The sequence below is a fragment of the Spirosoma knui genome (assembly GCF_054780635.1).
The window spans coordinates 431,036-457,589 of sequence record NZ_BAAGVY010000001.1; the positions used below are offsets into that span (position 1 = coordinate 431,036).

Annotated in this window: 29 protein-coding genes; 6 read left to right on the forward strand and 23 right to left on the reverse strand. The window is 50.2% G+C overall.

Annotated elements, in window-relative coordinates:
* The first annotated feature begins 32 nt into the window (after positions 1-32).
* Positions 33-1,118, forward strand: coding sequence for a LuxE/PaaK family acyltransferase (locus tag ACYVIY_RS01765; RefSeq protein WP_460974528.1), 1,086 nt, complete (start codon positions 33-35; stop codon positions 1,116-1,118).
* 94 nt (positions 1,119-1,212) lie between these two features.
* Here ACYVIY_RS01765 and ACYVIY_RS01770 read toward each other — a convergent pair whose 3' ends face one another.
* From ACYVIY_RS01770 to lacZ, 3 genes are all read right to left on the reverse strand, one after another.
* Positions 1,213-2,364, reverse strand: coding sequence for a sigma-54-dependent transcriptional regulator (locus ACYVIY_RS01770; protein ID WP_460974529.1), 1,152 nt, complete (start codon positions 2,362-2,364; stop codon positions 1,213-1,215).
* A 205-nt stretch (positions 2,365-2,569) separates the two neighbouring features.
* Positions 2,570-3,166 carry a hypothetical protein gene (locus tag ACYVIY_RS01775; protein WP_460974530.1) on the reverse strand — a complete coding sequence of 199 codons (597 nt, stop codon included), beginning with the start codon at positions 3,164-3,166 and terminating at the stop codon, positions 2,570-2,572.
* A 149-nt stretch (positions 3,167-3,315) separates the two neighbouring features.
* Positions 3,316-6,534: a beta-galactosidase, LacZ type gene (gene lacZ / locus ACYVIY_RS01780; RefSeq protein WP_460974531.1), complete on the reverse strand. Its 3,219-nt coding sequence runs from the start codon at positions 6,532-6,534 to the stop codon at positions 3,316-3,318.
* 134 nt (positions 6,535-6,668) lie between these two features.
* On the opposite strand from lacZ, the gene ACYVIY_RS01785 reads away from it, so the two are divergent.
* Positions 6,669-7,616, forward strand: a complete 948-nt coding sequence (locus ACYVIY_RS01785; RefSeq protein ID WP_460974532.1) for an alpha/beta hydrolase — start codon at positions 6,669-6,671, stop codon at positions 7,614-7,616.
* A 42-nt stretch (positions 7,617-7,658) separates the two neighbouring features.
* Here the strand turns inward: ACYVIY_RS01785 and ACYVIY_RS01790 are convergent, their stop codons facing one another.
* A complete protein-coding gene (locus ACYVIY_RS01790; RefSeq protein ID WP_460974533.1) occupies positions 7,659-8,186 on the reverse strand; it encodes a DUF2911 domain-containing protein in 528 nt (175 codons plus the stop codon).
* Between the two features lie 223 nt (positions 8,187-8,409).
* Positions 8,410-10,431 (reverse strand): excinuclease ABC subunit UvrB, encoded by a 2,022-nt coding sequence (uvrB, locus tag ACYVIY_RS01795; RefSeq protein WP_460974534.1) that lies wholly within the window; start codon positions 10,429-10,431, stop codon positions 8,410-8,412.
* 269 nt (positions 10,432-10,700) lie between these two features.
* Between uvrB and ACYVIY_RS01800 the strand changes: the two genes are divergently transcribed.
* Positions 10,701-11,483, forward strand: a complete 783-nt coding sequence (locus ACYVIY_RS01800) for a hypothetical protein (RefSeq protein ID WP_460974535.1) — start codon at positions 10,701-10,703, stop codon at positions 11,481-11,483.
* Between the two features lie 123 nt (positions 11,484-11,606).
* On the opposite strand, the gene ACYVIY_RS01805 is transcribed toward ACYVIY_RS01800, so the two are convergent.
* The 5 genes from ACYVIY_RS01805 to sufB form a co-directional block, all read right to left on the reverse strand.
* The gene (locus ACYVIY_RS01805) at positions 11,607-11,804 is read right to left on the reverse strand and encodes a DUF4177 domain-containing protein (protein ID WP_460974536.1); all 198 of its coding nucleotides are present in this window, start codon (positions 11,802-11,804) and stop codon (positions 11,607-11,609) included.
* A gap of 9 nt (positions 11,805-11,813) precedes the next feature.
* Positions 11,814-12,143, reverse strand: a complete 330-nt coding sequence (locus ACYVIY_RS01810) for a type II toxin-antitoxin system RelE/ParE family toxin (protein ID WP_460974537.1) — start codon at positions 12,141-12,143, stop codon at positions 11,814-11,816.
* Complete coding sequence (locus ACYVIY_RS01815) at positions 12,128-12,370, reverse strand: hypothetical protein (protein ID WP_460974538.1); 243 nt, start codon at positions 12,368-12,370, stop codon at positions 12,128-12,130. The genes ACYVIY_RS01810 and ACYVIY_RS01815 overlap by 16 nt, the downstream gene beginning before the upstream one ends.
* 13 nt (positions 12,371-12,383) lie before the next feature.
* Complete coding sequence (locus ACYVIY_RS01820; protein ID WP_460974539.1) at positions 12,384-12,830, reverse strand: hypothetical protein; 447 nt, start codon at positions 12,828-12,830, stop codon at positions 12,384-12,386.
* A 67-nt stretch (positions 12,831-12,897) separates the two neighbouring features.
* Positions 12,898-14,376: a Fe-S cluster assembly protein SufB gene (gene sufB, locus ACYVIY_RS01825; protein ID WP_460974540.1), complete on the reverse strand. Its 1,479-nt coding sequence runs from the start codon at positions 14,374-14,376 to the stop codon at positions 12,898-12,900.
* 132 nt (positions 14,377-14,508) lie between these two features.
* Between sufB and ACYVIY_RS01830 the strand changes: the two genes are divergently transcribed.
* Positions 14,509-15,072, forward strand: coding sequence for a hypothetical protein (locus tag ACYVIY_RS01830; RefSeq protein WP_460974541.1), 564 nt, complete (start codon positions 14,509-14,511; stop codon positions 15,070-15,072).
* A 58-nt stretch (positions 15,073-15,130) separates the two neighbouring features.
* Here ACYVIY_RS01830 and ACYVIY_RS01835 read toward each other — a convergent pair whose 3' ends face one another.
* The 4 genes from ACYVIY_RS01835 to ACYVIY_RS01850 all read right to left on the reverse strand — a co-directional run bounded on the left by ACYVIY_RS01835 (position 15,131) and on the right by ACYVIY_RS01850 (position 16,878).
* On the reverse strand, positions 15,131-15,847 hold the full coding sequence (locus ACYVIY_RS01835; RefSeq protein ID WP_460974542.1) for a hypothetical protein: 717 nt from the start codon (positions 15,845-15,847) through the stop codon (positions 15,131-15,133).
* 73 nt (positions 15,848-15,920) lie between these two features.
* Entirely contained in the window at positions 15,921-16,304 is a 384-nt protein-coding gene (locus tag ACYVIY_RS01840; protein WP_460974543.1) for a DoxX family protein, read from the reverse strand.
* Positions 16,301-16,564, reverse strand: coding sequence for a hypothetical protein (locus ACYVIY_RS01845; RefSeq protein WP_460974544.1), 264 nt, complete (start codon positions 16,562-16,564; stop codon positions 16,301-16,303). Before ACYVIY_RS01845 ends, ACYVIY_RS01840 begins: the two co-directional genes overlap by 4 nt.
* Positions 16,565-16,587: 23 nt before the next feature.
* On the reverse strand, positions 16,588-16,878 hold the full coding sequence (locus ACYVIY_RS01850) for a hypothetical protein (protein ID WP_460974545.1): 291 nt from the start codon (positions 16,876-16,878) through the stop codon (positions 16,588-16,590).
* 99 nt (positions 16,879-16,977) lie between these two features.
* Between ACYVIY_RS01850 and ACYVIY_RS01855 the strand changes: the two genes are divergently transcribed.
* Positions 16,978-17,772, forward strand: coding sequence for an alpha/beta fold hydrolase (locus tag ACYVIY_RS01855; protein WP_460974546.1), 795 nt, complete (start codon positions 16,978-16,980; stop codon positions 17,770-17,772).
* Here the strand turns inward: ACYVIY_RS01855 and ACYVIY_RS01860 are convergent, their stop codons facing one another.
* From ACYVIY_RS01860 to ACYVIY_RS01875, 4 genes are all read right to left on the reverse strand, one after another.
* The gene (locus ACYVIY_RS01860) at positions 17,773-18,720 is read right to left on the reverse strand and encodes a TIGR01777 family oxidoreductase (protein WP_460974547.1); all 948 of its coding nucleotides are present in this window, start codon (positions 18,718-18,720) and stop codon (positions 17,773-17,775) included.
* Positions 18,717-19,481, reverse strand: coding sequence for a thiol-disulfide oxidoreductase DCC family protein (locus ACYVIY_RS01865; protein ID WP_460974548.1), 765 nt, complete (start codon positions 19,479-19,481; stop codon positions 18,717-18,719). Before ACYVIY_RS01865 ends, ACYVIY_RS01860 begins: the two co-directional genes overlap by 4 nt.
* Before the next feature lie 53 nt (positions 19,482-19,534).
* Complete coding sequence (locus tag ACYVIY_RS01870; protein ID WP_460974549.1) at positions 19,535-20,035, reverse strand: GbsR/MarR family transcriptional regulator; 501 nt, start codon at positions 20,033-20,035, stop codon at positions 19,535-19,537.
* Between the two features lie 89 nt (positions 20,036-20,124).
* Positions 20,125-20,769 carry a peptidoglycan DD-metalloendopeptidase family protein gene (locus ACYVIY_RS01875; protein ID WP_460974550.1) on the reverse strand — a complete coding sequence of 215 codons (645 nt, stop codon included), beginning with the start codon at positions 20,767-20,769 and terminating at the stop codon, positions 20,125-20,127.
* Between the two features lie 150 nt (positions 20,770-20,919).
* Here ACYVIY_RS01875 and ACYVIY_RS01880 point away from each other — a divergent pair, with 150 nt between their 5' ends.
* Entirely contained in the window at positions 20,920-22,422 is a 1,503-nt protein-coding gene (locus tag ACYVIY_RS01880; protein ID WP_460974551.1) for a peptide MFS transporter, read from the forward strand.
* A gap of 2 nt (positions 22,423-22,424) precedes the next feature.
* Here ACYVIY_RS01880 and ACYVIY_RS01885 read toward each other — a convergent pair whose 3' ends face one another.
* The 5 genes from ACYVIY_RS01885 to ACYVIY_RS01905 all read right to left on the reverse strand — a co-directional run bounded on the left by ACYVIY_RS01885 (position 22,425) and on the right by ACYVIY_RS01905 (position 26,554).
* Positions 22,425-22,760 carry a translation initiation factor gene (locus ACYVIY_RS01885; protein ID WP_460974552.1) on the reverse strand — a complete coding sequence of 112 codons (336 nt, stop codon included), beginning with the start codon at positions 22,758-22,760 and terminating at the stop codon, positions 22,425-22,427.
* Positions 22,761-22,842: 82 nt separating this feature from the next.
* Positions 22,843-23,049 carry a hypothetical protein gene (locus ACYVIY_RS01890; RefSeq protein WP_460974553.1) on the reverse strand — a complete coding sequence of 69 codons (207 nt, stop codon included), beginning with the start codon at positions 23,047-23,049 and terminating at the stop codon, positions 22,843-22,845.
* An 8-nt stretch (positions 23,050-23,057) separates the two neighbouring features.
* On the reverse strand, positions 23,058-23,840 hold the full coding sequence (locus tag ACYVIY_RS01895) for a LytR/AlgR family response regulator transcription factor (protein WP_460974555.1): 783 nt from the start codon (positions 23,838-23,840) through the stop codon (positions 23,058-23,060).
* Positions 23,837-25,318: a histidine kinase gene (locus ACYVIY_RS01900; protein WP_460974556.1), complete on the reverse strand. Its 1,482-nt coding sequence runs from the start codon at positions 25,316-25,318 to the stop codon at positions 23,837-23,839. The genes ACYVIY_RS01895 and ACYVIY_RS01900 overlap by 4 nt, the downstream gene beginning before the upstream one ends.
* A gap of 78 nt (positions 25,319-25,396) precedes the next feature.
* Complete coding sequence (locus ACYVIY_RS01905) at positions 25,397-26,554, reverse strand: SgcJ/EcaC family oxidoreductase (protein WP_460974557.1); 1,158 nt, start codon at positions 26,552-26,554, stop codon at positions 25,397-25,399.

Below are 26,554 nucleotides of genomic sequence, written 5' to 3' on the forward strand. Positions count from 1 at the left end.
GTACTCGTTGTGCAATAATCGCTTTTGTTACTTTGTCTGTTTCATTATCACTCTCCAACGAAGCGACTTCCCTTCGGCAATCCCTTCGTCAACAAATTTTAAGCGTCGAGGCCAGTAGCTTCGCATCACTGGCGTTGGCTGTATTTCGGTATCAGGCGACGTATAACCCCGTTTATCGCGATTACGTTCGGTACTTAGGCGTTCAGCCAGAACAGGTTACGGACCTGCGTCGGGTACCGTTCATGCCGATTGGCTTCTTTAAAAAACACACCATATTGGCCGGATTCACGGCCAGCGATGCTCCAATAGCAGATACTTTGACGTTTGCCAGCAGCGGTACTACCGGTGAGCAGACCAGCCGCCATCTTGTGCCCGATCCGCTTCTTTACGATGCCGTAAGTACCCGAATCTTTGAGCAAACCTACGGCTCTTTACGCAACTTCCACATTCTGGCGTTACTACCGTCGTATCTTGAACGAAATAACTCGTCGCTGGTGTATATGGTTCAGCGATTTATAGCTCGGTCTGACTCGAATTTGTCGGGATTTTTTCTGAATAATTTCGATGAACTGACCGACCGCCTGGAGCAGTTGGCCGAACCGAATCATCAAACGAAAGAGCCCGCAAAACAGATTCTGCTAATCGGTGTTACGTTTGGTTTGCTGGATTGGGCTGAATCGGCCCGGCGTTTGTCGTTCCTGGGCGATCTACCCAATTTAATCGTTATGGAAACCGGCGGGATGAAAGGCCGGCGTAAAGAGCTGCTTCGCGAAGAGGTGCATGAACTTCTGATGCGTCAGTTAGGCGTGAAGGCTATTCATTCCGAATACGGAATGACTGAGTTGCTTTCACAAGCCTATTCCACGGGGGAGGGGGTGTTTCAGCCGAGTCCGACGTTACGTATTTTTCTGCGCGACATCAACGACCCGTTCCTGCTGTATCCGGATGACTACCCGCGTACAGGCGGCATTAACGTAATAGACCTGGCTAATCTGGATTCATGCGCATTCATTGAAACCCAGGACCTGGGTCAATACGTTGGCACCGACGGACAATTCAGGGTAATTGGCCGATTCGACAATTCTGATGTCAGAGGCTGCAATCTGATGGTACTGTGAAAAAGAGGAGCGAGGAGTTAGTAGCGAGACGTGAGAATAAATCATTGGCGTCAGCCTTCTCTCTTCTCGCTACTAACTCCCCGCTCCTTACCAGCTATGCGTACGATTTTACGTCCTCGAACGAGATTTCATCACCACACATAATGACCAGGCGCTCGATGACGTTCCGAAGCTCACGCACGTTACCCGTCCAGGGTAACGACTGGAGGTAGTTCATGGCATCGGGCGTAAGCTCCTTCGCGGTCGATCCGTATTCAGTGGCGATGTCCTGCAAAAACTTATCGGCCAATAAGGTAATGTCGGACCGGCGTTCGGCGAGGGGCGGCACGTGAATCATAATCACACTCAGGCGGTGGAATAAGTCTTCGCGGAAGTTACCGTTGATGATTTCCTGCCGAAGGTCTTTGTTCGTCGCGGCAATTACCCGTACGTTCACCTTGATCTCTTTGTCACCCCCGACGCGGGTAATTTTGTTTTCCTGCAACGCACGTAACACTTTGGCCTGCGCGGATAAACTCATATCACCGATCTCATCGAGGAATAACGTACCACCGTCGGCCTGCTCGAATTTACCCACCCGCTTGGCGGCTGCTCCGGTAAAAGCGCCTTTCTCATGGCCAAATAGTTCGCTCTCAATCAACTCGCTTGGGATAGCCGCGCAGTTCACCTCGACCAGTGGCATGGTGGCCCGGCTACCTTTCTCGTGAATCTGTTTCGCCACCATCTCTTTCCCCGAACCGTTCGGGCCGGTGATCAGCACGCGGGCTTCGGTAGCCGCTACGCGGTTGATGGTGTCCTTTACCTTGCGAATCGGTTCGGATTCGCCGACGATCTCATTGAGTTTATAGATTCGCTTTTTAAGCGTTTTGGTTTCCTGAACCAGTTTCGCTTTTTCAATAGCATTTCGAACCGTGATGAGCAGGCGGTTGAGATCTGGTGGTTTGGTAATGAAATCGAAGGCACCCCGTTTTGTGGCTTCAACCGCATTTTCGACGTTACCAAAGGCCGAAATCATCACAAACTGAGTGGTTTTGCTGGCTTCGTTCGCCTTCTGCAGCAACTCCAATCCGTTCAGTTTCGGCATCTTGATGTCGCAGAGGGCTACGTCGTACCCCGTGCGCATAATCATCTCAAGACCCTCTTCGCCGTCTTTCGCTTCGTCCACATCGTAGCCTTCATACTCCAAGATATCGCGTAGAGCCGCACGAATGGGTTTTTCGTCGTCCACGATAATCAATTTGGCCATACAGCAGGTAGGGTAGGTTTGAACATTGGGTTAGTATAAGGCCGAAAATAGGGGTTTTCTAGCTGCATCCGCAAGCTGCTCCCCTTTTATTTGATAGAATACTTCGCGGCTCCTGATTTGTCCGTTACTGTAATGGAGGTGTCAATACGGTTACATAGTTGCGTTAATGGGTCATAGCCAACGCCTTTCGGAAAGGTCGAATTGCCTAATTGATCACTAGCGTTACGTCGTCGAAATACGCCGTTCCGGTGGTTCCGGGCAGGTAAGACAAAATGACGGCCATGTAATCGGTGTTGCCCGTGTATTTGTCCAGCACGATACTATACTCTTTAAAATCACTAGTGCCCGTAATCGGAGTTTTGCCGTCGGTACTAATAAAGAGCACCGCATTGCCCCGCCCGTCAATGATTTTGTCTCCGCGGAGCGTAACGGTTACACCTTTCCCTTTGACATCCGCCGTTTTTACTTTGGCTTTCAGGGTAACCTTAGCGCCCACGGGAATGGGGGCTGATGAAAAGCTTTGGTAGACAAAGCAGTTGGCCAGGGTGTCTTTAATCGTCGCACAGTTAAGCTTAATCGAGTGCGTACCTGAGGCCGCAGCTTCCGTAGAGTGGCTGAATTTATAATCGTTTGGATTAGGCGTTTTGCTATTGTGGACGACAAAATTCCAGTCGGTTCCGGGCACTTGCTCCATGTCGCTGTTCTTAATCAGCGGTTTGTTTGCCAGCGTATCTTTCTGGCTATAGCCTTCAACGGAGCAAAGCAGCGATAACGCGAATAAAAATAATAAGGGGCCTTTCATGAGTTTAAATAATCCTGGGCGATGGTATCAGATTGTAAATATGGTTATTGAGAAAGACTTCTGCTACTTGTTTTCGTTGATATGTGTAAAAGGGATGTTTACGTAAGCACTACGTATCCCTACTAGGTCTCTCTGGCGCGTAGGCGCAGTCATCGGGGCAGGGAAAGACCGATCACGCCCACGATATTCGTTCGGGAATCAACCGGGCGCAGCCGAAAGGAATAGCGGTACGGTTTTGTGGCTGGTAACTGATACTCGGCATGCACTCTGGGTGTCCAGCTATCGTCACCCCCCAGGCCCATCTGTGCCATGTCGACATTAACTACCGTTACGTTACCGCGCTCTAGCTCCTGCGTGTCGGGTTGCTTAGCGCGTAGCAGGGTTTCGTCCGTGTAATCCCGTGCGTTTAGATTGAGCAGCGAGCCGTCTGTCGACTGGTCGCTCATGATGAGCAGGCCGACGCCACTTGCATCGGTCAGTTCGGCCCATCGAACATCTGTTTTGTTGCCGTTCTCCTGCGCCATCGTATACGGAAAATACTGGTCGGCTACTTTGCTCTCGTATAAACCTACCTTAGCCGCTTCTTTGCGATCGGCATAGCTTTCAAACGGCCCTCGGCCATACCATTTCAGATTTGTGAAGGTAGGTGGCAGTTGAAACTGCATGCCCACTCTGGCCAGCGGAGGCAGCGTACCCGATGGGGTATAGGTGGTCGAAACCTGTAGGTCGCCGGTGCCGTACACGATGTAGTCGGTTTGCTGCTGGATTCGCCCACCGTCACCGACCAGTTCGTTTAGACACGTAATACGGACCAGGTGGGGACTAGGCTCGACCTTCAGGTCAATCGGCCTGGCTTTGGCGGTGTCTAAACCAGCCCGACGCCAGCGGGCTGCGAACGACCGGTTACCTCCGCCCTCGTCATTGTCGGTCGGTACGCGCCAGATACTGGGCTGTAGACCTTTGGCCAAGAGGTTCTTTCCCCGAACGATCCATTGGCTGAGAGACCCGGTCGCTTTGTCGAAGACAAGGGCGAAGTCCTTACCACGTACCGTTACGTTGGTTGGCGACGTGGTGGCTTTCACGACTGGAATGCGGTTCATGCCCATGATAGGCAACGTTGGCGACGTAACACGCACCGGAAACTGGCCTGATGCCACTTCATGAGCCACCGGAGCCCAGCTAGTGGCCTGTTTCAGCCGGATGCTGACGTTAAGAAAATACTCGCTATTGGGCTCAATAACCTCTGGGAATTTCACCGGCAGGGTCACGACCTGCGTCTGTCCGGGTTTAGCAACCAGGTTGTTTTCGCCACCCTGCTGCACCACCTCGCCGTTGCGGACTAAACTCCACTCAAGTCGGTATGGCTCCAGCGTCTGAAAGTCGTAGGTATTCCGAACGTTCAATTTAACTGGATTACCTGCTGACAGCGCTGTTGGTGTAGTAAGTTTCACGTACTGATACACTAGCTTCACTTCGTTGATTTCCGGCTGCGGTGTACGATCAAGGTTGACCAGCCCATCGCCTGCATTGGCCCCATCGATGTAATTAATGTGGGCAGTATACTCTTTGCCGGCTTTGTTACGTAGTCGTAGGCCCTGATCGACCCAATCCCAGATGAAGCCACCCTGTAACCGTGGGTACTTGTCAATGGCCGCCCAGTAGTCTTTCAGATTGCCTACACTGTTGCCCATGGCGTGGGCGTATTCGCAAACGATGACGGGTCGACTTGGGTCTTTCTCCATAAGCTTAATCATATCGTCGACCGATGGGTACATAGTCGAGATAATATCGAAATTGCTCAAAGACGTACCGGTATAGGGGCGACGGCCTTCGTAATGAATCGGTCGCGTTGGGTCGATGAGCCGCATAATATCGGCCATGTCCCGGAAATTTTGTCCCATGTCGGTTTCGTTGCCGAGCGACCAGATAACGATGGATGGGTGGTTCTTGTCCCGTTCGACCATGGCCCGGCCGCGGGCGACGAACGCATCGCGCCATTCGGGTCTAGCCGCCGGGGTTTGCCCTTTATTCCAAAGCTCGTGGCTTTCGATATTCGCTTCGTCGATCACGTACAAGCCATATTCATCGCAGAGGTCGTACCAATCCGTTACGTTCGGGTAGTGCGAGGTGCGTACGGCGTTGATGTTGTGTTGCTTCATCAGCTTGATGTCCTGAATCATGGCCTCCCGACTGATGACGCGCCCCGTGTTAGGATCGAACTCGTGCCGGTTGACGCCTTTGTACGTAACAGGTCGGCCGTTCACCAGCAGCTGACCCTCCGTGATAGTCATCTCCCGGAAGCCAATCCGCTGAGCCACCGCTTCGCTTACCTGACCATCCGCGCTAATAAGCTGAGCGGTTAACGTATACAGCGCGGGCAACTCGGCGTTCCAGAGTGCCGGCGATTTGACGTCTTTTCGTAGCCGCAAAATGGCTTCCTGACCCGCATCGGTCGCGTTTTCAGACGTAACGACTTCCGAAAAAACAAGCGTCTTTTTGGGGTCATACAGCGTAAATTTAAGCTTATAGGGCGCTTGCTGACCCGACGGAGCCAGGTTTCGAACGTTCGCTGTAATTTTGAGCGTGGCGTCCCGGTACTGATCGTCTAAGTCGGTTACTACGTATACATCGCGGAGGTACGTTTTGGGCGTAGCGTAGAGCAACACGTCCCGGAAAATGCCGGAGATGCGCCAAAAATCCTGGTCTTCGAGGTAGCTGCCATCCGACCAGTTAATGACCTCGACGGCGAGCAGGTTTCCGTTCGGTTTTAGTTTATCGGTAATGCGAAATTCAGCGGGTGTCATGCCGTCTTCGTGGTAGCCGATAAACTCACCATTCAGGAATACCCGGCATGTGGACTGAACGCCCGCAAAGTGCAGAAACACCTCACGGTCCTGAAAATTACCCGGAACTGTAAATGGCAGCCGGTACAAACCAACGGCGTTCGTATCGGACGTAATGCGCGGGGGCGTAGCTGGAAACGGATGCTTGATATTTGTGAAGATCGGGCGATCGTAGGGCCTGCCCTCGCGGGCACCGACTACTTGCCAGTTGGACGGTACGGGCAAATCGTCCCAAGTTTTATCGTTCAGTGTCGGCTGGTAAAAGTCGGACGGAATCTGGCTGGGATGCTTCACCCACTTGAATTTCCAGATGCCGTTCAGCAGTTTCACATAAGGCGACGTGCGCCAGTCGGGGGCGGATAGGGCCTGCTGTTCGGTCGGGAAAGGAATTAACGTAGCGTGCGGTTTTTCGGTATTCCGGCTAAGAATCTGCGGGTCTTCCCAGTCGGGTAGAGTTTGCTGTGCTTCAGCTTGTTGCACCAGAAAGCCAATCAGAAACAACGAGACAAGCAGGCGGGTATGCATGAAGGGATGGGTTAGTTACGTTATCTACTAGAACACACGCTACGTTAGCCAATGAACGAGCCGGTTGTGATCAGGGCAGTTCCGAACAACTGCGCTTAAATTTCGCCTAAATTTAACCGCCATCCCCTAAAGTCATGGTTGTACGTACTGTACTTTTCTGTATATTGTTGATTATCTGCGTAATAGTAGCCCCGGCTCAGTCACGTCGGCGGGCGCAGCTAACAGCTCCACAAACTTCTGGCCCCGTTCCCGTGGTGGCCGCTCCGCAGGCACGTTTACTGGAGAGTCTGGTGCTGAACAGTTCGCTGTTGAACCGGGCCGTTAAATATTCGATTTTTCTCCCCCCTGATTATTACACATCAAACCGACGTTATCCGGTGGTTTATTTGCTGCACGGTTACGGCGATGATGAAACGGGCTGGATACAGTTTGGCGAGGCCGACCGTATTACTGATGAGAAAATTAAATCGGGAGAACTGCCGCCGATGATCATCGTCATGCCAAACGCCGGAGCATCCTGGTACATCAACGATTACCAGAATAAAGTCCGGTACGAGGATATGTTTGTGCAGGAACTGATTCCCCACATTGATTCGATGTTTCGTACGCGTACCCAACGCGAGTATCGGGCTGTGGCGGGTCTGTCGATGGGTGGATCTGGGTCGTTAACGCTGGCCATGCATCATCCCGAATTGTTCAGTGCCTGTGCGGCTCTCAGCGCCGGTATCCGCACCGACGAAAGCTTTAAAGAGATTCCCGATGAGCGCTATAATACCGTTTTCGCACCCGTATTTAGCGGCCCAGCTAAAGGCGAAGACCGACTGACCCTGACCTGGAAACGAAATAGCCCCATTACGTTGGCCAGATCTGCGCCCGAAGGTGATCTGATGAAGGTACGCTGGTGGATTGATTGTGGCGATGACGACGCCCTGACGGTAGGGAACGCTATGTTGCATCTGGCGCTTTTGAACCGGAAAATTCCGCACGAATACCGCGTTCGGGATGGTGGTCATACGTGGTCGTACTGGCGGACCGGTCTGCCCGATGCGCTAAAATTCATAGCGACAAGCTTTCATCGGTAATAAAGGCTTGCCGCTAGAATTGACGCGTATCGAAAATAGATGTTACCGCTTTTGTATGGGCACGATTGCTTCGGTCTCATCCCAGGCAAGCACCATATCCGTACCGTTTGAAGCGGGTACGAAGGTGATGTAAAACTGTTCGGCTGGGGGGCTGTGCTTGCGTGATACAATGGGGACGCGCAGTACGTCCTTGGTCTGATCATAATTTGTACCCCATTGCCCGGTTTCACGGTTAAAAATCGCAATCCAACCCTGTTCCGACGGAATGGTCCAGAGCGAGTACTCACCTTTGTCTAAGGGCTGACCAGCTACCGCTACGTCCTGATTGAATTCGATCACAGTGGCCTCATTGGCTCCGGTCCGCCATACCTGGCCGTACGGCACCAAGCCACCGAAAATCTTACGACCTTTCTTGTAAGGCTGGCAATAGTCGACCTTTACGTGGAAGCCGTTTTGGTCGATTTCTGCAATGGACTCAGGACTGTTGGACTTGGTTAGGCTGCGCAGCACGAAAAAAGCAATAAGCAATACAGCCGCGATGCTGCCAATGATGATAAAAATACGTTTCATGGTAGTTCGGGTGGTTTGGAACTGATGGTCTGTAAGTTAGAAAGAATTGACAACTTGTCCGTTTCTATTAGCCATTACGTACTAAAATGCTGACTTCCGATTGGTTCTGGTACGAATCGGAAAGGTGGGTCGGTATAAAATACAATGAGGTGACACAGCCAAACCGCATCACCTCAAAGACGGCTTGGGAGCTTTCCCCAACCGTTACAAAGATCATTCGTTCTTACGCTGTTTCCTTCTTGAGCTTGTCACGTAGTTGAAATAACTCATCACGTAGTCGCGCTGCTTCCAGGAAGTCGAGTTCTTTGGCGGCCCGTTCCATCTTCGCCTGCGTTTCGTTGATGACCTTCTCCAGATCATTCTTACCCATATACCTGACCACCGGATCGGCGGCAATACGTATCTCTTCGGGTTCGATGTATACGTGTTTCGGCTTCGAGTCGGCGACTTTCGTCTGACCCATAATGGCCTCGCGTGATTTCAGTACGGTCTGCGGCACAATGCCATGATCTGTATTGTATTCCATCTGGATGGCCCGGCGACGATTGGTTTCGTCGATGGCTTTCTGCATGGAACCCGTAATGGTATCGGCGTACATGATTACCTTCCCATTGGCGTTACGTGCCGCCCGGCCAATCGTCTGGATCAAGGATCGAATGTCGCGCAAAAAGCCTTCTTTGTCAGCATCCATAATGGCTACAAGCGACACTTCGGGTAAGTCAAGACCTTCGCGCAGGAGGTTAACTCCCACCAGAACATCGAAGTTGCCCAGGCGCAGATCCCGCAGAATCTCGACCCGATCGAGCGTTTTGACTTCTGAGTGTATATATCGCGTTTTAACGCCCACCCGCTCCAGATACTTGGTTAGTTCTTCGGCCATCCGTTTGGTTAACGTAGTGACCAGTACGCGTTCGTTCGCTTTGATCCGGGCGTCGATCGACTCTAGGAGGTCGTCAATCTGGTTAAGACTGGGCCGAACCTCAATTTCGGGATCAAGCAGACCCGTCGGCCGAATCAACTGCTCAACGACCACACCTTCTGCTTTGCGGAGTTCGTAATCCGATGGGGTCGCTGATACGTAGATCGTCTGGCCGGATAAATCTTCAAACTCCTGGAAGGTAAGTGGCCGATTATCCATGGCCGATGGGAGCCGGAAACCATAGTCGACGAGCGCCGTTTTGCGGGAACGGTCACCGCCCCACATCGCGCGAATCTGCGGAATTGTTACGTGGCTTTCATCGACCACCAACAAATAGTCATCCGGGAAATAATCGAGCAGACAGAACGGCCGCTGACCCGGCTGGCGCCGATCGAAGTAGCGGGAATAGTTCTCGATGCCGGAGCAGTACCCCAATTCACGCATCATTTCGAGGTCGAACTCAGTCCGTTCGCGAATCCGTGTCGCTTCCTGCTCGCGAAATTCGGACTCAAAATAACGTATTTGAGATACCAGATCGTCCTGAATCTCGTACATGGCGTTGTTCAGCGTATCGCGACCCGTAACGAAAAGATTAGCCGGGAAGATGGTCACGAGGCTTTCATTCGAGATTTTCTTACCCGTCGACGGATCGATACGCTGGATGGTTTCAATCTCATCGCCAAAGAAGATAACCCGGTACGCAAAATCAGCGTAGGCAACGTACAGATCAACTGTATCACCCTTTACCCGGAACGTACCCCGCTGAAACTCGCCCTCAGTTCGACTGTAGAGAATGCTGACGAGCTGGTGCAGGAACTGATTGCGACTCATCCGCTCACCAACGCCAATCCGAACCACATTCCGCTTGAACTCTTCGGGATTTCCCATGCCATAGATGCAGGACACCGACGCGACCACGATTACGTCGCGTCGACCGCTCATCAGGGCCGAAGTGGCCGATAGGCGCAGCTTATCGATCTCTTCGTTGATGGCCAGGTCTTTCTCGATGTAGGTGTTCGTGGTGGCTATATAAGCCTCTGGCTGGTAGTAATCGTAATAGCTGATGAAGTACTCAACGGCATTATCTGGGAAAAACTGCTTGAATTCGCCGTAGAGCTGAGCGGCCAGCGTTTTGTTGTGGCTTAACACAAGTGTTGGCCGGTTCAGTTGAGCAATAACGTTGGCAACCGTAAAGGTTTTCCCGCTGCCCGTTACGCCTAAAAGCACCTGCGCTGGTTCGCCTTCTTTAAGGCCACCGATTAACTTGTCGATGGCTGCGGGCTGATCGCCGGTAGGTTGAAATTCTGAAGTTAATGTAAAGTTCATTCGTAGCGCTGCCTGTGCGGCCCTGTCTAATCAGGCTAATTTACGAAAAAAGTAGCCTGATCGCAAGGTGGGTTTTATTGATAAACCTTATTCCTTACAATAAGTTAAGCTTGTCTGGCAGTGGGCTAATTCTCCTTGATTGCGAGTAATTTATAGACTGGCTTTTCGTTGATAAGTAGCCTTCCTGTATAGTGTTGGAAGCGTTTTTGCAGTATAAAGTAGACGGGTACTAGTTTTACGCTAGAAATCTTTCGTTAATTATTCAATTTATGCGACTTCATGTACTTAGCTGGCTCAGCATTTTGACCGTTTGTATTGCATTTACCGCCTGCCAGGACCACCGCATGTTGCAGGGCCAGGAGTCAGGATTCCGGTTGAAAAAAGTGGTATCCCAGTCGAAAGGCGCTTACTCGTCGACGGTATACACGTATTCAAGTGGCAAACGATTAGCAAGTTACGTGTCGCGGGTAGATACCAGCAGCGCTGCCGAAAATACGCCCGGCCAGACGACCATTATGCAGTATAACGCCCAGGGACAATTAGCCAGTGCTGAGAAGCAGCCTGCTGCACCAGCCTACGCCCTGACGCGTGTTACGTATGCGTTCGATGGAAGTGGTACTATTACTTCAGCCGCCCTGTATCAGGACGAGAATAGGTCGGGTAACTACACACTCGTTGAAACGTACAAACTCCAGTATGGCGCGGCCGCTACGCCAACCAGCGTTACCATCGTTCGTGGTTCAGACCAGGAAATTCAGCAGTATACGTACGAGAAGGAAAACATTGTTAATTCGATCCGAAGCGGAAACAAAGGCACCAACCGGTATAACGTCAGTCTGAACGGATTTCAGTACGATGATAAACCGAACCCATTTTATAAGTTGATTACCGGCGGACCAGACGCTGCCGTTTACAACAAAAATAACGAGGTGGCCAGCAACATTATCAATACGTATAATGCCGCTGGGTTGCTGATTAAGAAAGTAGTCAGAAATGTCCAGGGTAATGCGGCACTGGACGTAACGACTACGTTTGAGTACGAGCAGTATTAACTCGAGGATCCTTGTCAACTGCGATTCACCGAAAGAAACGTGTTGGTAGTCTTATTGAACGCAAAGCGGTCCTGTTACATGTAACAGGACCGCTTTGCGTTCAGACAATAGCTGAAAGAGAGCTTACGCTATCTCTCGCTTAAGCATGATAATCAAGCCTTTGGAGCCACCACCGTATACTGCTGTATCTACAGCCGAAATGACCTCCCAACCATCCCGACCAAGTTCATTCAACTTGTCTGTTAGCATTTGAGAGTCAATATCGCCACCCCAGAATCCACTGGCGGCAACGTCCAAAACACGATATTCAAACTTTTTCATGAGAATAGATTAGGGCTCTTCGAATCGCTCTGTTAACCGATTGGGGTCTTGTCGAACATCGAAGACAGTTAAAATGAGTACGTGCGTTGGGTCAATAATCCGATAGATGATTTTGTGATAACCTTCCAGCAAATAACGTGGCTTTCCGGGGTGATTCGCTAAAAGCGGTTCAACTTGGCCAATCTCCAGAAAGCCTTGCTTTAACAAATCGACCCGACCGATAATATGGCTGACGATCCGGTCGGCTAGTGCTGGCGAATGACCAGCGTAAAAGTCGTAAATGTTTTGTAGGTCTTCCAGCGATGGATTGGTCCACGTAATGCTCACTTTTTGCTCCACGTGGCGATCAGGCGTTTAACGTCTTCATGATCGGTTACCGCGCCGTTTTGATAAGCGTGTTCAGCCCGCTCAATTTTTGCCATAAAAGCGTCGCGGCTCATGGGCGGGTTTGCATAATCCGTTAGGGCAGGCGTGTGTAACAGACTAGCTATCTCACGCAGTAACAAGGCATCGTCTGTTTCGAGTATTTTTTCGATCACTTTAATTTTCTCTTCGGCGGCTGTCATAACACATAACTTTTTAAGTAAAACCATAACTGTCAATCCACTCCCCCCAAACTTCATACACCGACCTAGTTTTTAATATTATGTCTCTAAATAGGGGTATATTATCTTCGTTCCAAGATAAGTAATCTAGAAAATATTTCATCTCAACTTCACGCCAATCGCCTAGTTCTTTGCCTGCCTTATCTTCTGCGTATTTATTCAATACTCTATACCAGTACCAAGAATTAAGCAATATCTCTTCAGGATTGTAATCAGCCAAATGTTGCCTCCAAAACTCTTCATAATATAAATAGCGGTCACGATATGTGTCGAAGAGTTGATCTTCGGTTGACTGTTTAAACATGTTTGCTCCATACCAGTCTGGAATGGCAGTATGAATAACAGTTTCCGTTACAAGGCAATCAATGTATTCTGTTGCAAGAGAAGGTATTTGTGGTAAGCTTCTGACCATATTACCCATAGCGCCCTAATAAAAAGCCCCTACGTTTTCGCAGGGGCTTCAATATAATCAGAATTTTGAGTCATACTTAACCAACAGAACCTTCCAGGCTGATGGCCAGCAGTTTCTGGGCTTCAACAGCGAACTCCATGGGGAGCTGGTTCAGGACTTCTTTGGCGTACCCGTTGATAATCAGCGCTACGGCCTGTTCCGTTGGGATACCACGCTGGTTGCAGTAGAATAACTGATCTTCGCCGATCTTAGAGGTCGTAGCTTCGTGCTCAACCGTAGCCGACGGGTTATTTACTTCCAGATACGGGAAGGTATGTGCACCACACTTATCGCCTAACAACAGTGAGTCACATTGCGAGTAGTTGCGGGCATTCTCAGCACGTTTCAGGACCTGCACCAGACCCCGGTACGAGTTTTGGCTTTTACCGGCCGAGATACCTTTCGAGACAATCCGGCTCTTGGTGTTTTTACCAATGTGAACCATCTTAGTACCCGTATCCGCCTGCTGCATGTTGTTAGTGACAGCCACCGAATAGAACTCACCAATCGAGTTATCACCTTTCAGGATAACCGAAGGATATTTCCACGTAATAGCGGATCCGGTTTCGACTTGCGTCCACGAGATTTTGGAATTCGGGCCGTCGCAGATGCCGCGTTTGGTCACGAAATTGTAAATACCGCCACGGCCTTCTTTGTCGCCGGGATACCAGTTCTGTACTGTCGAGTATTTGATCTCTGCATCGGCATGAGCCACTAACTCAACCACGGCTGCGTGGAGCTGATTCTCATCGCGCATCGGAGCCGTACAACCTTCGAGGTAGCTGACGTACGAGCCTTCGTCGGCAATGATGAGCGTCCGCTCAAACTGGCCGGTTCCAGCCGCGTTGATACGGAAGTAGGTCGACAGTTCCATTGGGCAGCGAACACCCTTTGGAATGTAGCAGAATGAGCCATCGGAGAACACAGCCGCGTTAAGCGCGGCAAAGTAATTGTCTTTGGCCGGAACAACCGAGCCGAGGTACTTCTTAACCAGCTCAGGGTGTTCATGCACAGCCTCCGACATCGAGCAGAAGATAATGCCGCGTTCGGCCAGATCCTTCTTAAACGTAGTGGCTACCGATACGGAGTCCATAACGGCGTCGACAGCAACGCGTGGGCGTTCACCTTCTGGCTCGTCAATCACACCCGCCAACCGTTTCTGTTCGCTTAATGAGATACCTAGCTTGTTGAACGTATCAAGCAGTTCAGGGTCAATCTCATCGAGACTGCCTACTGTTTTCTTCTGTTTTGGAGCCGAATAATACTTAATGGCTTGATAGTCAATCTTAGGGTACTTGACATTTGGCCAGTGGGGTTCCGTCATTTCCTGCCATAACCGGAATGCTTTCAGGCGGCTTTCGAGCAGCCATTCAGGTTCATTCTTTTTGGCGGAAATGAAACGAACAGTGTCTTCATCAAGACCAGCCGGAGCTTCATCAGCTTCAATCAGCGTCTCAAATCCGTATTTATATTCGGAATTGGTAATACTTTCTAAAATTGCCTCGTCCTTAGTCATGGTCGGTTGCGTGCGCAGTTAATAAGCACCGTTGCAGTATAAATTTAACAATCGGCCGGATGGGTACGTTCCGGGCAGGCTGGACAAATATCGGAAACTTTCCGTTATTTCGAGTAATTCATACTCTTACGTATGGCTGCTTCTCGACGACGTTTCAATACCGAACTACTTCTAGGGATCTCGGCTACGTTCTTAAGCTTAGCCGCACTGATCGTATCTATTGTCCAGACTAAGATCGCTCGCGAGCAGCAGCAAGCATCGGTGTGGCCACATTTGGAGGCAGACTTTACCAAAGCGGCTGATGAGTTTCAATGGGCTACAATAAACAACGGAGTAGGGCCTGCTATTATCAAATCTGTTCAGATAACGTATAAAGGGAAAGCGTATACAGATGCTGCCCAACTGATGAGAGAACAGATTAACCGGGCTGTACGGGCATATCCCAAAGGACAAGGACTTTCCTTAGACCTATACAATGGTAGTGTAACGTCGGGCGACGTAATCAAAAACGATGGCCAAATTATTCTGGGTAAGGTTGCTAAGAGTGAACAGGTCGCTAACACCTTGCTCGAGATTATTCAGGACTCTTCCTACCATTTTCGAATTGTATACAGCGATATTTATAATAATTGCTGGTTGCTTAACTATACACAAGGTCGAAGTCAGGTAACTCAACTATCAAATTGCCCTGAGTAATAGAACGAACAAGGCTGTCACGTTGTGTGACAGCCTTGTTCTCGTGGTAAACCATCTTCTACTTCGCTGTTACCTTAACATTGCTGTAGTACAAGGTGGTAAGCCCTTCGTAGCCAGAGTCGGTGCCGACAATCAGCCAGAGTTCGCCTTTGTCGTTGGTGCGCGCGGTGAGCGGAGCTTCGGCATTGCTGCGCGTGATGAGTTTGTAATCCGTTACGTCCTCACCAGCGCCGACAGTGCCTAAGAGCACCGCATTACGTCCGCCTTCCGACTGACTTCCTTTGTCGATGTTCATGCCGTAATAATCGTCCTTCAACTCCTTCTTCGGCTCAACGGACGTAGCGCCCGCCTTCAGAAACACACTGCCTCCGGGCGAACCACCGATACCTACCGAGTTGTCGGCGTACGAAGAAGCGAGTTCTACGTCGAACACCAATTTGTAGTCGGAATTAGGACGTAAGCCGGTCAGCTTCTTTTTCATGAACATAAACACATCATCGCTACGGTTCATGCTCGATAGCATGATCGACTTACGGGCACCATCTAAGGGCGCGGGCAGCCCTGTCCACTTCGATTCGAACCGAATGTCGCCTATCTGGGTATGATAATCGCTGTAATCAGCCTCCCAGCCATCGCTGTTTTGCTGAAAATTGGTCTGGTAGATTACGCCGGTTTGAATGGGTTCCGGCACATTTGGATTACTTTCCTGGTTGCAGCTCGAAAGCGCAACTAGACTGCCTGTAAGAATAGTGGCAATAAACAACGTTGACTTCATTGGATGTACTCAATTGGTTTCCTGTATTGACTCTGCCTTGCCGAAAACCGTTGGAATACGTACTCAACAAATATCACCACCGGCGATTGTTGTCGTCTAAACCGCGTAGTGCCAGGTAGAAAGCAATGACGTAAATCAGTTGGTTAGCCGCGCCAGCCCAGTCCTCTTTCAATGTTGTACCAAACAGCAGTGCGCCTATAATCAGTCCGCCGAGCGCATAGCCAATTTTGCCGAAACGGCCGCCCAGCAGGATCAGAAGGCCGGTGATAAATTCAGCAAAGGGCAGTACGTACAGGAACGCTTTCGTTACCAGCTCCGGTAAAATTGTAGCCGCAAATCCGGCTGACATTTTTGTAACAAACGCGTTGAGCTTTGGTATCCGGACTAGGCCATGCATGAGCATATTGATACCTAAGCCAATGCGAATAACAAGCTGAGCGAGTTGATTGGCACTCATTCGTCGGTTTCGTTGTCTACTTCCACATCACCTGCCTCAACGTCTTCTTCGGCCGTTAGGTCGTCGTTTACGCCGTTCGAGTCACTGTCCGAATCATTTACTTCTTCTTTGATCGGCTCCGGCCCCTGGTTGGTCACGGGGTTCATGTATTCAATTTGCGAAACGCCATTGTTGGCTTCCTGACCCTGCGCCAGTTTCGTTAGTACGCCCTGGTTTTCGTCTTCTGCCGGATTATACTCCTGATTGTTTGTTGAGTTCATTGTACTGCTGAGTTGAATATTGTTTAGACACTGCCCGAACGGGTTACGTGGCCGCCCAACGCATAGTTATCATCCTGATGATGGTCGTGTTCGCCGGTTGGGTCGCCATCTTCATCGACGGGCTCATCGGATACACCGTCGTCTTCGGTTTCGAGCGATCCGTCGCCACGATCGGCGTCGCCGTCTTCCATGGCAACCGGTCCGTCGCCACGGTTAGGTTGATTGCGGAAATTATCGGGATCAATTCGTTCGACGCGTGAACCAATTAATTCCGTATTATCCTTTGCTATTGCATCTGTTATTGCCGTTTCCATATTGGTTGAGGATCTGTAGTTTATAACTTAACTCGGTAGAATGACGAAAGGTTAAGCTTATTCGGCTACCATTCTTTGTTCGATCGTTTATATTGCTTCATGAAACTACTTCGACTCGTTGCTCTTTTGCTGTTGCCGCTCCTATCGTTTGCACAAGCCAGCCGTGAACCGTTGTTTACCTCTTTTGATGGGACTAAAATTCACTATGATGTAATCGGCGAAGGGAAGCCCGTTGTGCTGCTCCACGGATTCATTACAAACGGGGAAAGCTGGAAGCGGGCTTCGGTACGTCAAGCGTTAGCCGATGCTGGTTTTAAAGTCGTTACGCTCGATTTACGGGGTAATGGCCAGTCTGACAGGCCGCATGAAGCCAAAGCGTATGCGGATAACGCGGAGCTAAAAGACGTAATGGCTTTGATGAAGCACCTGGGCCTGACAAACTACGACGTGGTTGGGTACTCGCGGGGAGCTATCCTGACCGCTAAACTGCTGACGCTCGACAAACAGGTTCGTCGGGCGGTAATGGGTGGTATCAGCGTCGACTTCTCCGATCCGAACTGGATTCGCCGTAAAAATTTCTACGAAGCGTTGACAAAACCCGGTAGCCATCCGGAACTACAACCTGCAGTCGACAATGCGCAAAAAAGCGGAGCCGACATGGTCGTGCTGGCGCGTTTGCAGGAATTTCAACCGGTTACAAGTAAGGCTGAATTAGCTAAAATTAAAATACCCGTGCTGGTTATCAATGGCGATAAGGATAACGACAACGGCGATCCGCAAACCTTGGTCGACGCTATCCCTGGCTCTCGGTTGGTCGTTGTACCCGGCGATCACGGCGGAGCCATGCGGACTCCCGAATTTGCTAAGGCAGTAGTAGATTTTTTGAAGCCATAACTACGATGCCACTAACGTATTGACTGTTTCCTCAGCCCTTGGAAACTTAAAACTAAAGCCTGCATCCAGCAAGCGTTGGGGGATAACGTTGCGGCTTTTAAGCACTAGCTCGGTCTCCGTTCGAAGGAAAAAGGCTCCAATTTCGAGCATCCAGGCTGTAGCGGGTAAACCTATCCATACGCCTGTTGCTCGCCGAAGCAGAGCCATGAAGGCTCGGTTGCGAATAGGATTCGGAGCGGTAGCATTGACAGGACCTGCTATTGCCATATCCGTTATCACGAAATCAACTATCCGGATAAAATCATCGATATGGAGCCAGCTTACAACCTGTTGGCCGGAACCCTGCTGACCGCCTTGACCTAGTCGTACCAGACGACGTAGTACCGGAAATACACCGCCTTGCTGGCCGAGCACCAGCGATGTTCGGAGAGCGACCCGCCGAACCGTAGCGGGAAGTTGGGCACCAAAAAACGCTTGTTCCCACGCCTGACAAACTTGTTCCGAAAAGCGGTAGGATAGCTGCGGGCTTCCTGATTCGCCGGTTGCTTCATCCATTGGCCGATCAAGCGAATGGCGATAGATGGTTGCTGAGGCTAAGTTTATCCAGACTTCTGGTGGATTAGCAACCTGCCTGATCGCTTCGCCCAGGACTGTCGTAGACTTGATACGTGACTCTATAATGAGCCGTTTGTTCGGTTCTGTATACCGACAATCGACCGACTTACCAGCTAGATTGATGAGTACATCAGCCCCGTCGAGTTCAATGCTCCAGGGACCTACCGTTTCTCCATCCCAAGCTATATAACGAACACGTCCATGATTAGTATAGGCTTGGCGTGAGAGCACGACAAGGTCAATGGGAACGGGCTGGGCTTCCCAATAGTCGATCAAAGCTTGGCCCAGGAAGCCTGACCCGCCAGCGAGAACAATTTTACGAATACTGTTCATACCTGTACAATCAAAAGATAAAGAGCGGTGAAACTGGCACTCAGCCAAGGGCTCATGCCGAGCCGATAGGTGCGGATGAAATGCTGACTGATGGTTAGTGCATAGCCGACTGGAATCAGTGCAGTCCAGTCAGTACTTATACCGACGGCGCTAATCAATCCACCTAATAGCAGGCTCATGCCCAAGTGGCCGGTGTAATCCAGGATAGATTGCAGAAAGCTGTCTCTATGTTGATGGAGGACATAAAGGCAAGCAATCGTTAACTGCGCTACGAGTAACGCTAAGACCGATGGCAGCCAAATAGGGAAGTAAGCAGAGGAGAAAAGCAGACCAACGAGCCCGAAAACAAATAGAATGAAGATCAGTCGGTAACTGAGTCTAAAATCCGGTTGAAGGTCAAGCAGATTCCAACGGCCAGGTGCTGATGTGACAATGATTCGCCGGTTGTAGGAGATAAACGCATATACTTTTTGCAGAATAGCTTTCAACCATGTAAGTGACAACAACTGCTCAATCTGTTTATTCTGCTTTCCAAAGGCATAAGCCCAGGTGTCGACGCCGTAGATTGTTTCACCCCCGTCCAGGTCTACTAACGGAATTTCATGCCTGGCGCGTTGGGTATCTAAACGATTTAGTATATCCTGCGTGAGTTGAGAACTACTTATTCGGTTCATGTTACCGCTATGATCAGCTGCCATCATGCCCTTCGTATATAACCTACACATCGGGCAGCTTTTGTCATAAATAATTAGCTTTTTCATGGGTTTATTGTTTTGAAATTTCAGAAATTTTTGAAATGTAAAAACAAGAAATATTACCGGAATACTTTCAGAAACTGTCCCATCAACCAGTTCTCTTCGGCTTTAATGACTGCGTTCAAGGTGCTATCGGCAAAACCAACAACGCTACTCAGACCAGTCATCACTCGTTGAAACTCCTGAGCTTCGGGCGTATCGGTTGGGATTGACTTTAACTCATTCAACACCTCGACGACGGGCGTTATTTCACGACGACGACGTTCTTTGGCTACCTGCCGGGCTACCTTCCAGATATCTTTCTCGGCAACGAAAAATTCCCGACGCTCACCTGGTTTTAACTGCTTATAAATTAGCCCCCAATCCATCAAATCGCGAAGGTTCATGCTGGCATTACCTCTTGAGATTTGAAGTTGTTCCATGACATCCTCAGTCGACATCGCTTCCGGAGCAATCAACAAAAGGGCGTGAAGCTGAGCCATCGAGCGGTTAATGCCCCATTGCGTAGCGAGTGTGCCCCAGGTATGAATGAATTTGTCTTTAGCTTCTTCGAATGTCATGCCCAAATGTAAATTAATGTTTTTATTATTTCAAAATATTTTGAAAGTTTTAATTCTGCGTACGCATGTAACCTTACGTTTGTTTCGGGCTAGAGTAATCCTGAAATACGTAACAGGCTATTCGGATTCGGACAGATAGCCAGAAACTTCTCTCGGTCAGCTAATGAACACACGCCGGGGAAGTCACCTTTTAAGCCCAGCATGTCGGTCATGAGTTGGAAGTGGAGGTGTGGAGGCCAGTCGCCATTGTCGGGGTAGGGGCCAATCTCGGCGATCTTCTGGCCTGCTTTTACGTCTTTGCCCTCATACAAACCATTTAGCGATGAGCGGGTTAAATGGCCGTATAAACTGAATAAAGGCTTGTCGTCAATGCGGTGTTCGAGGATTATGGTAGGGCCGTAATCACCGAAGTTAGCGTTATCTTGAAAACTCTGTACCACACCATCTAAAGGCGCAAAAACGGGCGTTCCCGCGTCAGCCCATAGGTCGATACCGAGGTGAATTTCGCGCGGGTCAGCCGTTGTCTGCTGGAAATGAGAACTTCGACGGTAGATAACCCGATGTTCATTGTAGCCGCCAACTCCTACTTTCGCACCTGCCGACCTAAGCTTGCCAACTACGTAGTCCGTAAACGTAGCGGTATTGGTCAGATCAAGCGTAGCGAGGTCTGGATTGGTCGCGGAAAAATCGAGAATGAGATAGGGGTCTTTCTGAAAATCGAAGGGAAGAAGCATTGCGCATGCGGATTGACATCTGCAAGTTAAGCATCAAATGACATCAGGGGTTCGGTTGGCTACAATTCGCGGGTTATAGGTATCTTTGCGGCTATTTTCTTCGTTAACTAAGCTATATTCTTCGGTCAATAGACCGTTTAACCTAACTGCATGGAATCGACCATCAACAAACCCGCCCGTCAGGCTACTTTACTTGGCCACCCGGTGGGTCTTTTTGTTTTGTTTTTCACCGAGATGTGGGAGCGGTTTAGCTACTACGGTATGCGGGCCATTCTGTTGCTGTTCCTGATCGATAACGTCCGGGGCGGCATGGGCCTGACCGAAAGTGAGGGTGCGGCTATCTACGGTATTTATACCGCTTCGGTGTATCTGCTTTCCGTACCGGGCGGTTGGATTGCTGATAATGTAATCGGCCAACGTAAATCCATCTGGTACGGTGGGCTGGTAATCATGCTCGGCCACATCATCCTGGCCATTCCGTCCGGATCAGGAATTTTCTACCTGGGACTTTGCACAGTAGCGCTTGGAACTGGTTTATTGAAACCTAACATCAGTAGCATTGTAGGTGAACTGTACCCTGAAGGCGGAGCTCGTAAAGACGCGGCCTTCTCGATTTTCTACATGGGCATCAATACCGGTTCACTGCTCGGTATCTCAATTGTTGGTTACCTGGGGCAGAAGGTGGGCTGGCATTATGGCTTCGGCGCAGCCGCTGTGGCGATGGCTCTGGGTATCATTACGTTTCGAACATTAGGGCAACGTTACCTTGGCGAGTATGGCAATTACGTAGCGCAGCCCGCAAGTACCGATAAATCCTCGAATGGTAACCGGTCTCTGCTTGTGTTTCTGGCCGTGATTGTAGTCTTACTGGCCGTACTTCAACTGACGCATGTCCTAGATTTAACGACTGCGCAGGGTCTAGCCAAGGCGATGGGTACTATTATTTCGCTGGTTGCGCTGGGAGGGTTTGCCTATATCCTGATTGCTGGAGGACTAGATGTCGTTGAAAAGAAACGAGTCGTGGTACTCTTTATATTTTTCCTCGCATCGGCAGTTTACTGGGCCGGAAACGAACAGCAGGGCTCATCGCTGCAAATCTTTGCCGACCGATATACTGATCTCAACTTGTTTGGCTGGCAAATGCCATCGAGCTGGTTCCAGAACCTTAACCCTGCCTTCATCCTTATTTTTTCGCCGGTGCTGGCGGCCTTATGGGTATTCCTGGCAAATCGTAAAATCAACTATTCCGTACCCGCCAAGTTTGCAACCAGCCTGGTTTTACTCGGACTGGCCTACGTCGTGATGGTTGTCGCTTCAAAGCTGGCCCTGACCGGTACCCGTACGTCCCCTTTTTATTTAGCCACTACGTATCTTTTCTTTACGCTGGGTGAGTTGTTCCTCAGTCCGGTGGGCTTAAGTGCGTTTTCTAAGCTGGCGCCTAAACGGTATACCAGTCAGTTAATGGGCCTGTGGTTCGTTGGGTCGTCGTTAGGGAATCTGATTGCAGGTTTATTCGCCGGAGGCTTCGAGGAAAACAACGTTCAGCAGATGCCCGAGATGTTCCAGAGTGTAGCCTTGTTCAGCATTGGGGCAGGTGTATTGATGCTGCTCTTTGTGAAGCCACTCAGAAAGTGGATGGGTGGAATAGACTAACCTCACCCACCTGCTTTCTTCGCTTTGTAGCCTTTATTGGTGAGCCACGTCAGGACTTTGTCGCGGTGGTCGCCCTGAATTAGAATTTCGTCGTCTTTTGTAGAGCCGCCTGCCCCGCAGGTGGCTTTCAGTTGTTTACCCAGCTCGGCTAAATCAGCATCGGTGCCGATAAATCCCCGAACGGCGGTTACAACCTTATTCCCGCCGAGTTTCACCAGCCATATTTTAAGGTTCTGCTGAGTCGGTGGCAGTGTTTCGGCTTCCGGTTGCTCGTCGGACTGGTAGTCAAAGTCAGGATTGGTTGAATACACAATCCCGTTTCGGTTTTTCTTGCTCATAAACTGTCAATCTTCCCGCAAAAATAGCGGCTTCCCCGGGTTAGTGAACATGCCCTCCGGCAGTACGCCACTTAGCAGTGCGTTACCTAGTAGTACGCCACCATTTTCGGACGTAATGCCCCAGCCATAGCCAGAACCCCGATAGTACAACGGCGGGCAGGATCACAAATTTTACCGCGAAGGCTGGTTCGGGCAATGTAGCGACGGGCCCGTAGATATAGCCCAAAATGGGAATGCTGGCCAGAATGTGAAACCAGCGAATAAGTTTACGTTCCGTGGCTGCTTTCATGGTTCCTATTACAACTCCAGCAGCTGCCGTACGGTATCACCATACGTACTGCCGGTCGTGACTTTTGTGGCTTTCTTATCCGTTAACGCGAGCAGGAATTTTCCGTCGAAATGCCGGTGAACCTCGGCAATCTTATGCCGGTTAACCATTACGGAACGGCTTACCCGTACGAACGTATCGGGTAGCTTTTCGGACAGCGTTGTCAGCGTATAGGTTGTTAGGAACTTCTGACCGTCCATAGTGGCCAGGAAGACGTACTTGTCTTCAGCCTCAAAAAAGGCAATGTCCGACAAAGGAATCAGTTTGATTTTATCGCCGGTTTTAACCGAGATCGAATACACCTCTTTCTTCGGCTGCATCTGCGCAATCAGCCGCATTACATTCTCGGTCATGGGGTTGTTGAGTGGCTGACCTACTTCAGTACGTTCGACCAGCGCCCGAATTTTCTGCGCCGTACGCGCTAACCGTTCGGCTTCGATGGGCTTGAGCAGGTAATCGACCGAGTTTTCTTCGAAGGCCCGAATGGCGTATTGGTTGAAGGCGGTCGCGAAAACGACCATCGGCACCGTAGTTAATCGGGATAACATATCGAAGCCGTTCAAGAGTGGCATTTCGATGTCCAGGAAAATAACATCGGGTCGTTCGCTTTCAATAAGTGTCAGGCCTTCGGCTCCATTAGCGGCTTCACCAATGACGTCAAATGTGTCGCGGTGCTTGTCCAATAATCGACGCAGACGGCTAATGGCTAACGACTCGTCATCAATCAATAACGTTTTTAATGGAAAGATCATACGCTTTCAGTAGTAGGTTTCATAGCAGGGTGCTTCCCCTGAATTTTGTCCATCTGTATTGATAACAGCACCTGTTTCAGTGGCCAGTTCTGAAATTCGATGGTGGCCTCGTCGCCGTACAGCAGTTTGAGCTTGTCCTGGATGCTACGTAAGCCATAACCCCCATCCATGTCGTCGGGAAAAGCCGGACCATTGTCGTGGACGCACAAATGCAGGGCGTCATTCTTGCGGTAGATCCGAACGTCGATGCGCCCCATATCGGCGAGTTTGGCAATGCCGTGTTTGATGGCATTCTCAACGATGGGCTGGAGCAGAAACTGGGGTAATTTCAGATCGTTCAGGGCCGGGTCTGATACGTCGACGCTAAAGGTTAACCGGTTTCCAAATCGCACCTGCTCGACTTGCAGATACGTCCGCACCATCTCCAGTTCATCGGCCAGCGTCGCGAACAACTCGCCATTACGTCCCGTCGAATAACGAAACAGTTTCGATAAGAGCAAGGTCATCTCTTCGGCCTTATCCGGGTTGTCATGCACCAGGCTGGCAATGCTGTTGAGGGCGTTGTACAGAAAGTGCGGATTGATTTTAGCCTGTAAGGCGTCGAGTTCGGCGCGGGTTTTTAGCTTTTCAAGATTAAGCAGCTGGTATTCCTGTTCCGAGAGTTTGCGGGTTAACTGGCGGCCTTGTTGCAGGACGTACAGAAACACGTTGGCGATTAATACGTTGCCGAGTGCATATACAAACCAGGGAGCATTCTCACCGATATACTCGGGGCGTTTTGCTAACTGGTTTAAAACTTCCCGGCCTACCCAGAAGTAAGCAATGGTTGTTACCACCAGAAAATCGATGAGAATAATGCCACTGATCACTACGTGCCGTACCCAGACTTGTGAAAACCGATTGGTTAACCAGCCAAATAAAGCCCACGTAATTAAGAACGCTGCGGCTCCATTCAAAATGTTCTGGGTAATCACAAACCGGTAAAGGCCAGCAATAAGTGGGTCTTTTGCGGTCACAATCAGAGTGGTAAAATAAATAACACCACTGCATCCATATACCAGCAAAGCCCCCAGGATGGACCCGATCAGGATACCCCAACCCGGCTTTTGCAGCAAGTTGGTTAAGGTGATGCGTTCGGGCCGGATCAGTCCAGTTCGGTAATTTCCACGTCCCGAAAAGTTGAATTTTGCGCCTTCGACGTTCGCGCCGGTCAGGTTCGTACCTTCCAGGCCACTGAAGCTAAGATTGGCTTCGTACAAATCAGCATCCGTAAAATCGGCCCCATTCAGGTCAGAAAAGCTGAGGTCAGCCTGTCGCAGTATCGCTCCCCGAAAGTTAGCCCGCGCCAAGTTAGAAAAACGCAGATCCGCCTGGGTCAGGTCGAGGCCGCTAAAGTCGAAGTCAGCCATGTCCGAAGCCCTCATTTTCAGGCGTCGGCCGTTCTTGCCGATGGTGCCGATTAATTGTTCACGCGTCATAGAGAGAGTCTGTCAGGGGTGAAGGAGTGAGCTGATTCTAGCCCATGAATGGGGTTGCCAACTCAGTCCCAACGACCGCTATTTGCACTTTGCCAGTAGGGGTTCGATATTTTTCTGGCCCCAGGCCGGATGCAGCTCACTAGCTGGTTTAAATGTAGCAAATTTTTCTACGGCCTGCTTAAGCACCGGGCAACCCGTACTAGGGCCACCGCCGAACTGCTCGGGCGTGTACATAAGTGAGGAGCCTTCGAGCGCATACGGGCGTGGATTCGCCGGATTCAAACTTTTCGCCTTTTCGATACCCGCCTGAAATAACGGGCCGTATTGTTGCCAGCGGTTCGTTGGGTCAACAACCATGCGAGCCTGTGCAATGTACGCTTTTAATACAGCCAGTTCATCGTTAGCCGGCGATAGTGCTTCGGCGGCTTTCAGGTTTACGTCTGCCTGATCGAGAAACTTATCTTTTTCGGCTTCGTCTTTGCCCATAAAGCCCAGGTACACGTAGTTAAGTCCAGCATAGTAACGGGGTAACCACTCCTTCGGCTCTGCATTCGCGATACGTTCAAACTTGTTGGCAGAAGCGAGTATGTCGGCAGTTGGTGATTTTTGACTTGTGTTCTGCATATCGCCAATTGCCTGGGCCATGGCTTGCTTATACTGCTCTGACTGAGCCCAAACAGATGTTAGCCCAAACGTTAGGACTGTGATGAGTACAATGGCAATCGTTTTCATTGGTTTATTGGTTTTAGAGGATGATTGTTTACTACCAAAAGACATGAGTAAGCGCTGAAAAATACCCGGCTGTTGAATCCGGCAGTTATGAAAAGCGCGGACCTTCCAACTGCAATTCGTCTTAATTAAGACCGTTGTCTGAATCGACTGTCTACTTGCCGGAGGCTGCTTATGAAAGCGAAGTTGGATAACACCTGTTGAGTGCATGAGCGCCACGGTTGGGCTTAGTAAAACAACGGTTGGCGGAGTAGCGCCCGGTCGCATAAGAGAGCCTTTTAGTGCCCACGAGTTAAACAGCTCTTCGTGAATTTTTCGGTTGGCTTCGCGCCCTTTGATGTGTTGACCAGCGAAGGTGATGTAATCGCAGTCGTCAGTCATGCATTGGACGAACGCGTCGGCATCACCATCGTTCCAGGCGGATTCCAATTGGGCAAAAACTTGGCGTATCGCTGCTTCTTCGGCGGCTACGACAGCGGTCTTTTGTGTTTCGTTGGCCGTTTTCAT

Coding starts and splice junctions, on each gene's coding strand:
- ACYVIY_RS01770 (WP_460974529.1), bottom strand. CDS start 2,364: ATGGCCAAATTGATTATCGTGGACGACGAAAAACCCATTCGTGCGGCT.
- ACYVIY_RS01775 (WP_460974530.1), bottom strand. CDS start 3,166: ATGAAAGGCCCCTTATTATTTTTATTCGCGTTATCGCTGCTTTGCTCC.
- lacZ (WP_460974531.1), bottom strand. CDS start 6,534: ATGCATACCCGCCTGCTTGTCTCGTTGTTTCTGATTGGCTTTCTGGTG.
- ACYVIY_RS01785 (WP_460974532.1), top strand. CDS start 6,669: ATGGTTGTACGTACTGTACTTTTCTGTATATTGTTGATTATCTGCGTA.
- ACYVIY_RS01790 (WP_460974533.1), bottom strand. CDS start 8,186: ATGAAACGTATTTTTATCATCATTGGCAGCATCGCGGCTGTATTGCTT.
- uvrB (WP_460974534.1), bottom strand. CDS start 10,431: ATGAACTTTACATTAACTTCAGAATTTCAACCTACCGGCGATCAGCCC.
- ACYVIY_RS01800 (WP_460974535.1), top strand. CDS start 10,701: ATGCGACTTCATGTACTTAGCTGGCTCAGCATTTTGACCGTTTGTATT.
- ACYVIY_RS01805 (WP_460974536.1), bottom strand. CDS start 11,804: ATGAAAAAGTTTGAATATCGTGTTTTGGACGTTGCCGCCAGTGGATTC.
- ACYVIY_RS01815 (WP_460974538.1), bottom strand. CDS start 12,370: ATGACAGCCGCCGAAGAGAAAATTAAAGTGATCGAAAAAATACTCGAA.
- ACYVIY_RS01820 (WP_460974539.1), bottom strand. CDS start 12,830: ATGGGTAATATGGTCAGAAGCTTACCACAAATACCTTCTCTTGCAACA.
- sufB (WP_460974540.1), bottom strand. CDS start 14,376: ATGACTAAGGACGAGGCAATTTTAGAAAGTATTACCAATTCCGAATAT.
- ACYVIY_RS01830 (WP_460974541.1), top strand. CDS start 14,509: ATGGCTGCTTCTCGACGACGTTTCAATACCGAACTACTTCTAGGGATC.
- ACYVIY_RS01835 (WP_460974542.1), bottom strand. CDS start 15,847: ATGAAGTCAACGTTGTTTATTGCCACTATTCTTACAGGCAGTCTAGTT.
- ACYVIY_RS01840 (WP_460974543.1), bottom strand. CDS start 16,304: ATGAGTGCCAATCAACTCGCTCAGCTTGTTATTCGCATTGGCTTAGGT.
- ACYVIY_RS01845 (WP_460974544.1), bottom strand. CDS start 16,564: ATGAACTCAACAAACAATCAGGAGTATAATCCGGCAGAAGACGAAAAC.
- ACYVIY_RS01850 (WP_460974545.1), bottom strand. CDS start 16,878: ATGGAAACGGCAATAACAGATGCAATAGCAAAGGATAATACGGAATTA.
- ACYVIY_RS01855 (WP_460974546.1), top strand. CDS start 16,978: ATGAAACTACTTCGACTCGTTGCTCTTTTGCTGTTGCCGCTCCTATCG.
- ACYVIY_RS01860 (WP_460974547.1), bottom strand. CDS start 18,720: ATGAACAGTATTCGTAAAATTGTTCTCGCTGGCGGGTCAGGCTTCCTG.
- ACYVIY_RS01865 (WP_460974548.1), bottom strand. CDS start 19,481: ATGAAAAAGCTAATTATTTATGACAAAAGCTGCCCGATGTGTAGGTTA.
- ACYVIY_RS01870 (WP_460974549.1), bottom strand. CDS start 20,035: ATGACATTCGAAGAAGCTAAAGACAAATTCATTCATACCTGGGGCACA.
- ACYVIY_RS01875 (WP_460974550.1), bottom strand. CDS start 20,769: ATGCTTCTTCCCTTCGATTTTCAGAAAGACCCCTATCTCATTCTCGAT.
- ACYVIY_RS01880 (WP_460974551.1), top strand. CDS start 20,920: ATGGAATCGACCATCAACAAACCCGCCCGTCAGGCTACTTTACTTGGC.
- ACYVIY_RS01885 (WP_460974552.1), bottom strand. CDS start 22,760: ATGAGCAAGAAAAACCGAAACGGGATTGTGTATTCAACCAATCCTGAC.
- ACYVIY_RS01890 (WP_460974553.1), bottom strand. CDS start 23,049: ATGAAAGCAGCCACGGAACGTAAACTTATTCGCTGGTTTCACATTCTG.
- ACYVIY_RS01895 (WP_460974555.1), bottom strand. CDS start 23,840: ATGATCTTTCCATTAAAAACGTTATTGATTGATGACGAGTCGTTAGCC.
- ACYVIY_RS01900 (WP_460974556.1), bottom strand. CDS start 25,318: ATGACGCGTGAACAATTAATCGGCACCATCGGCAAGAACGGCCGACGC.
- ACYVIY_RS01905 (WP_460974557.1), bottom strand. CDS start 26,554: ATGAAAACGGCCAACGAAACACAAAAGACCGCTGTCGTAGCCGCCGAA.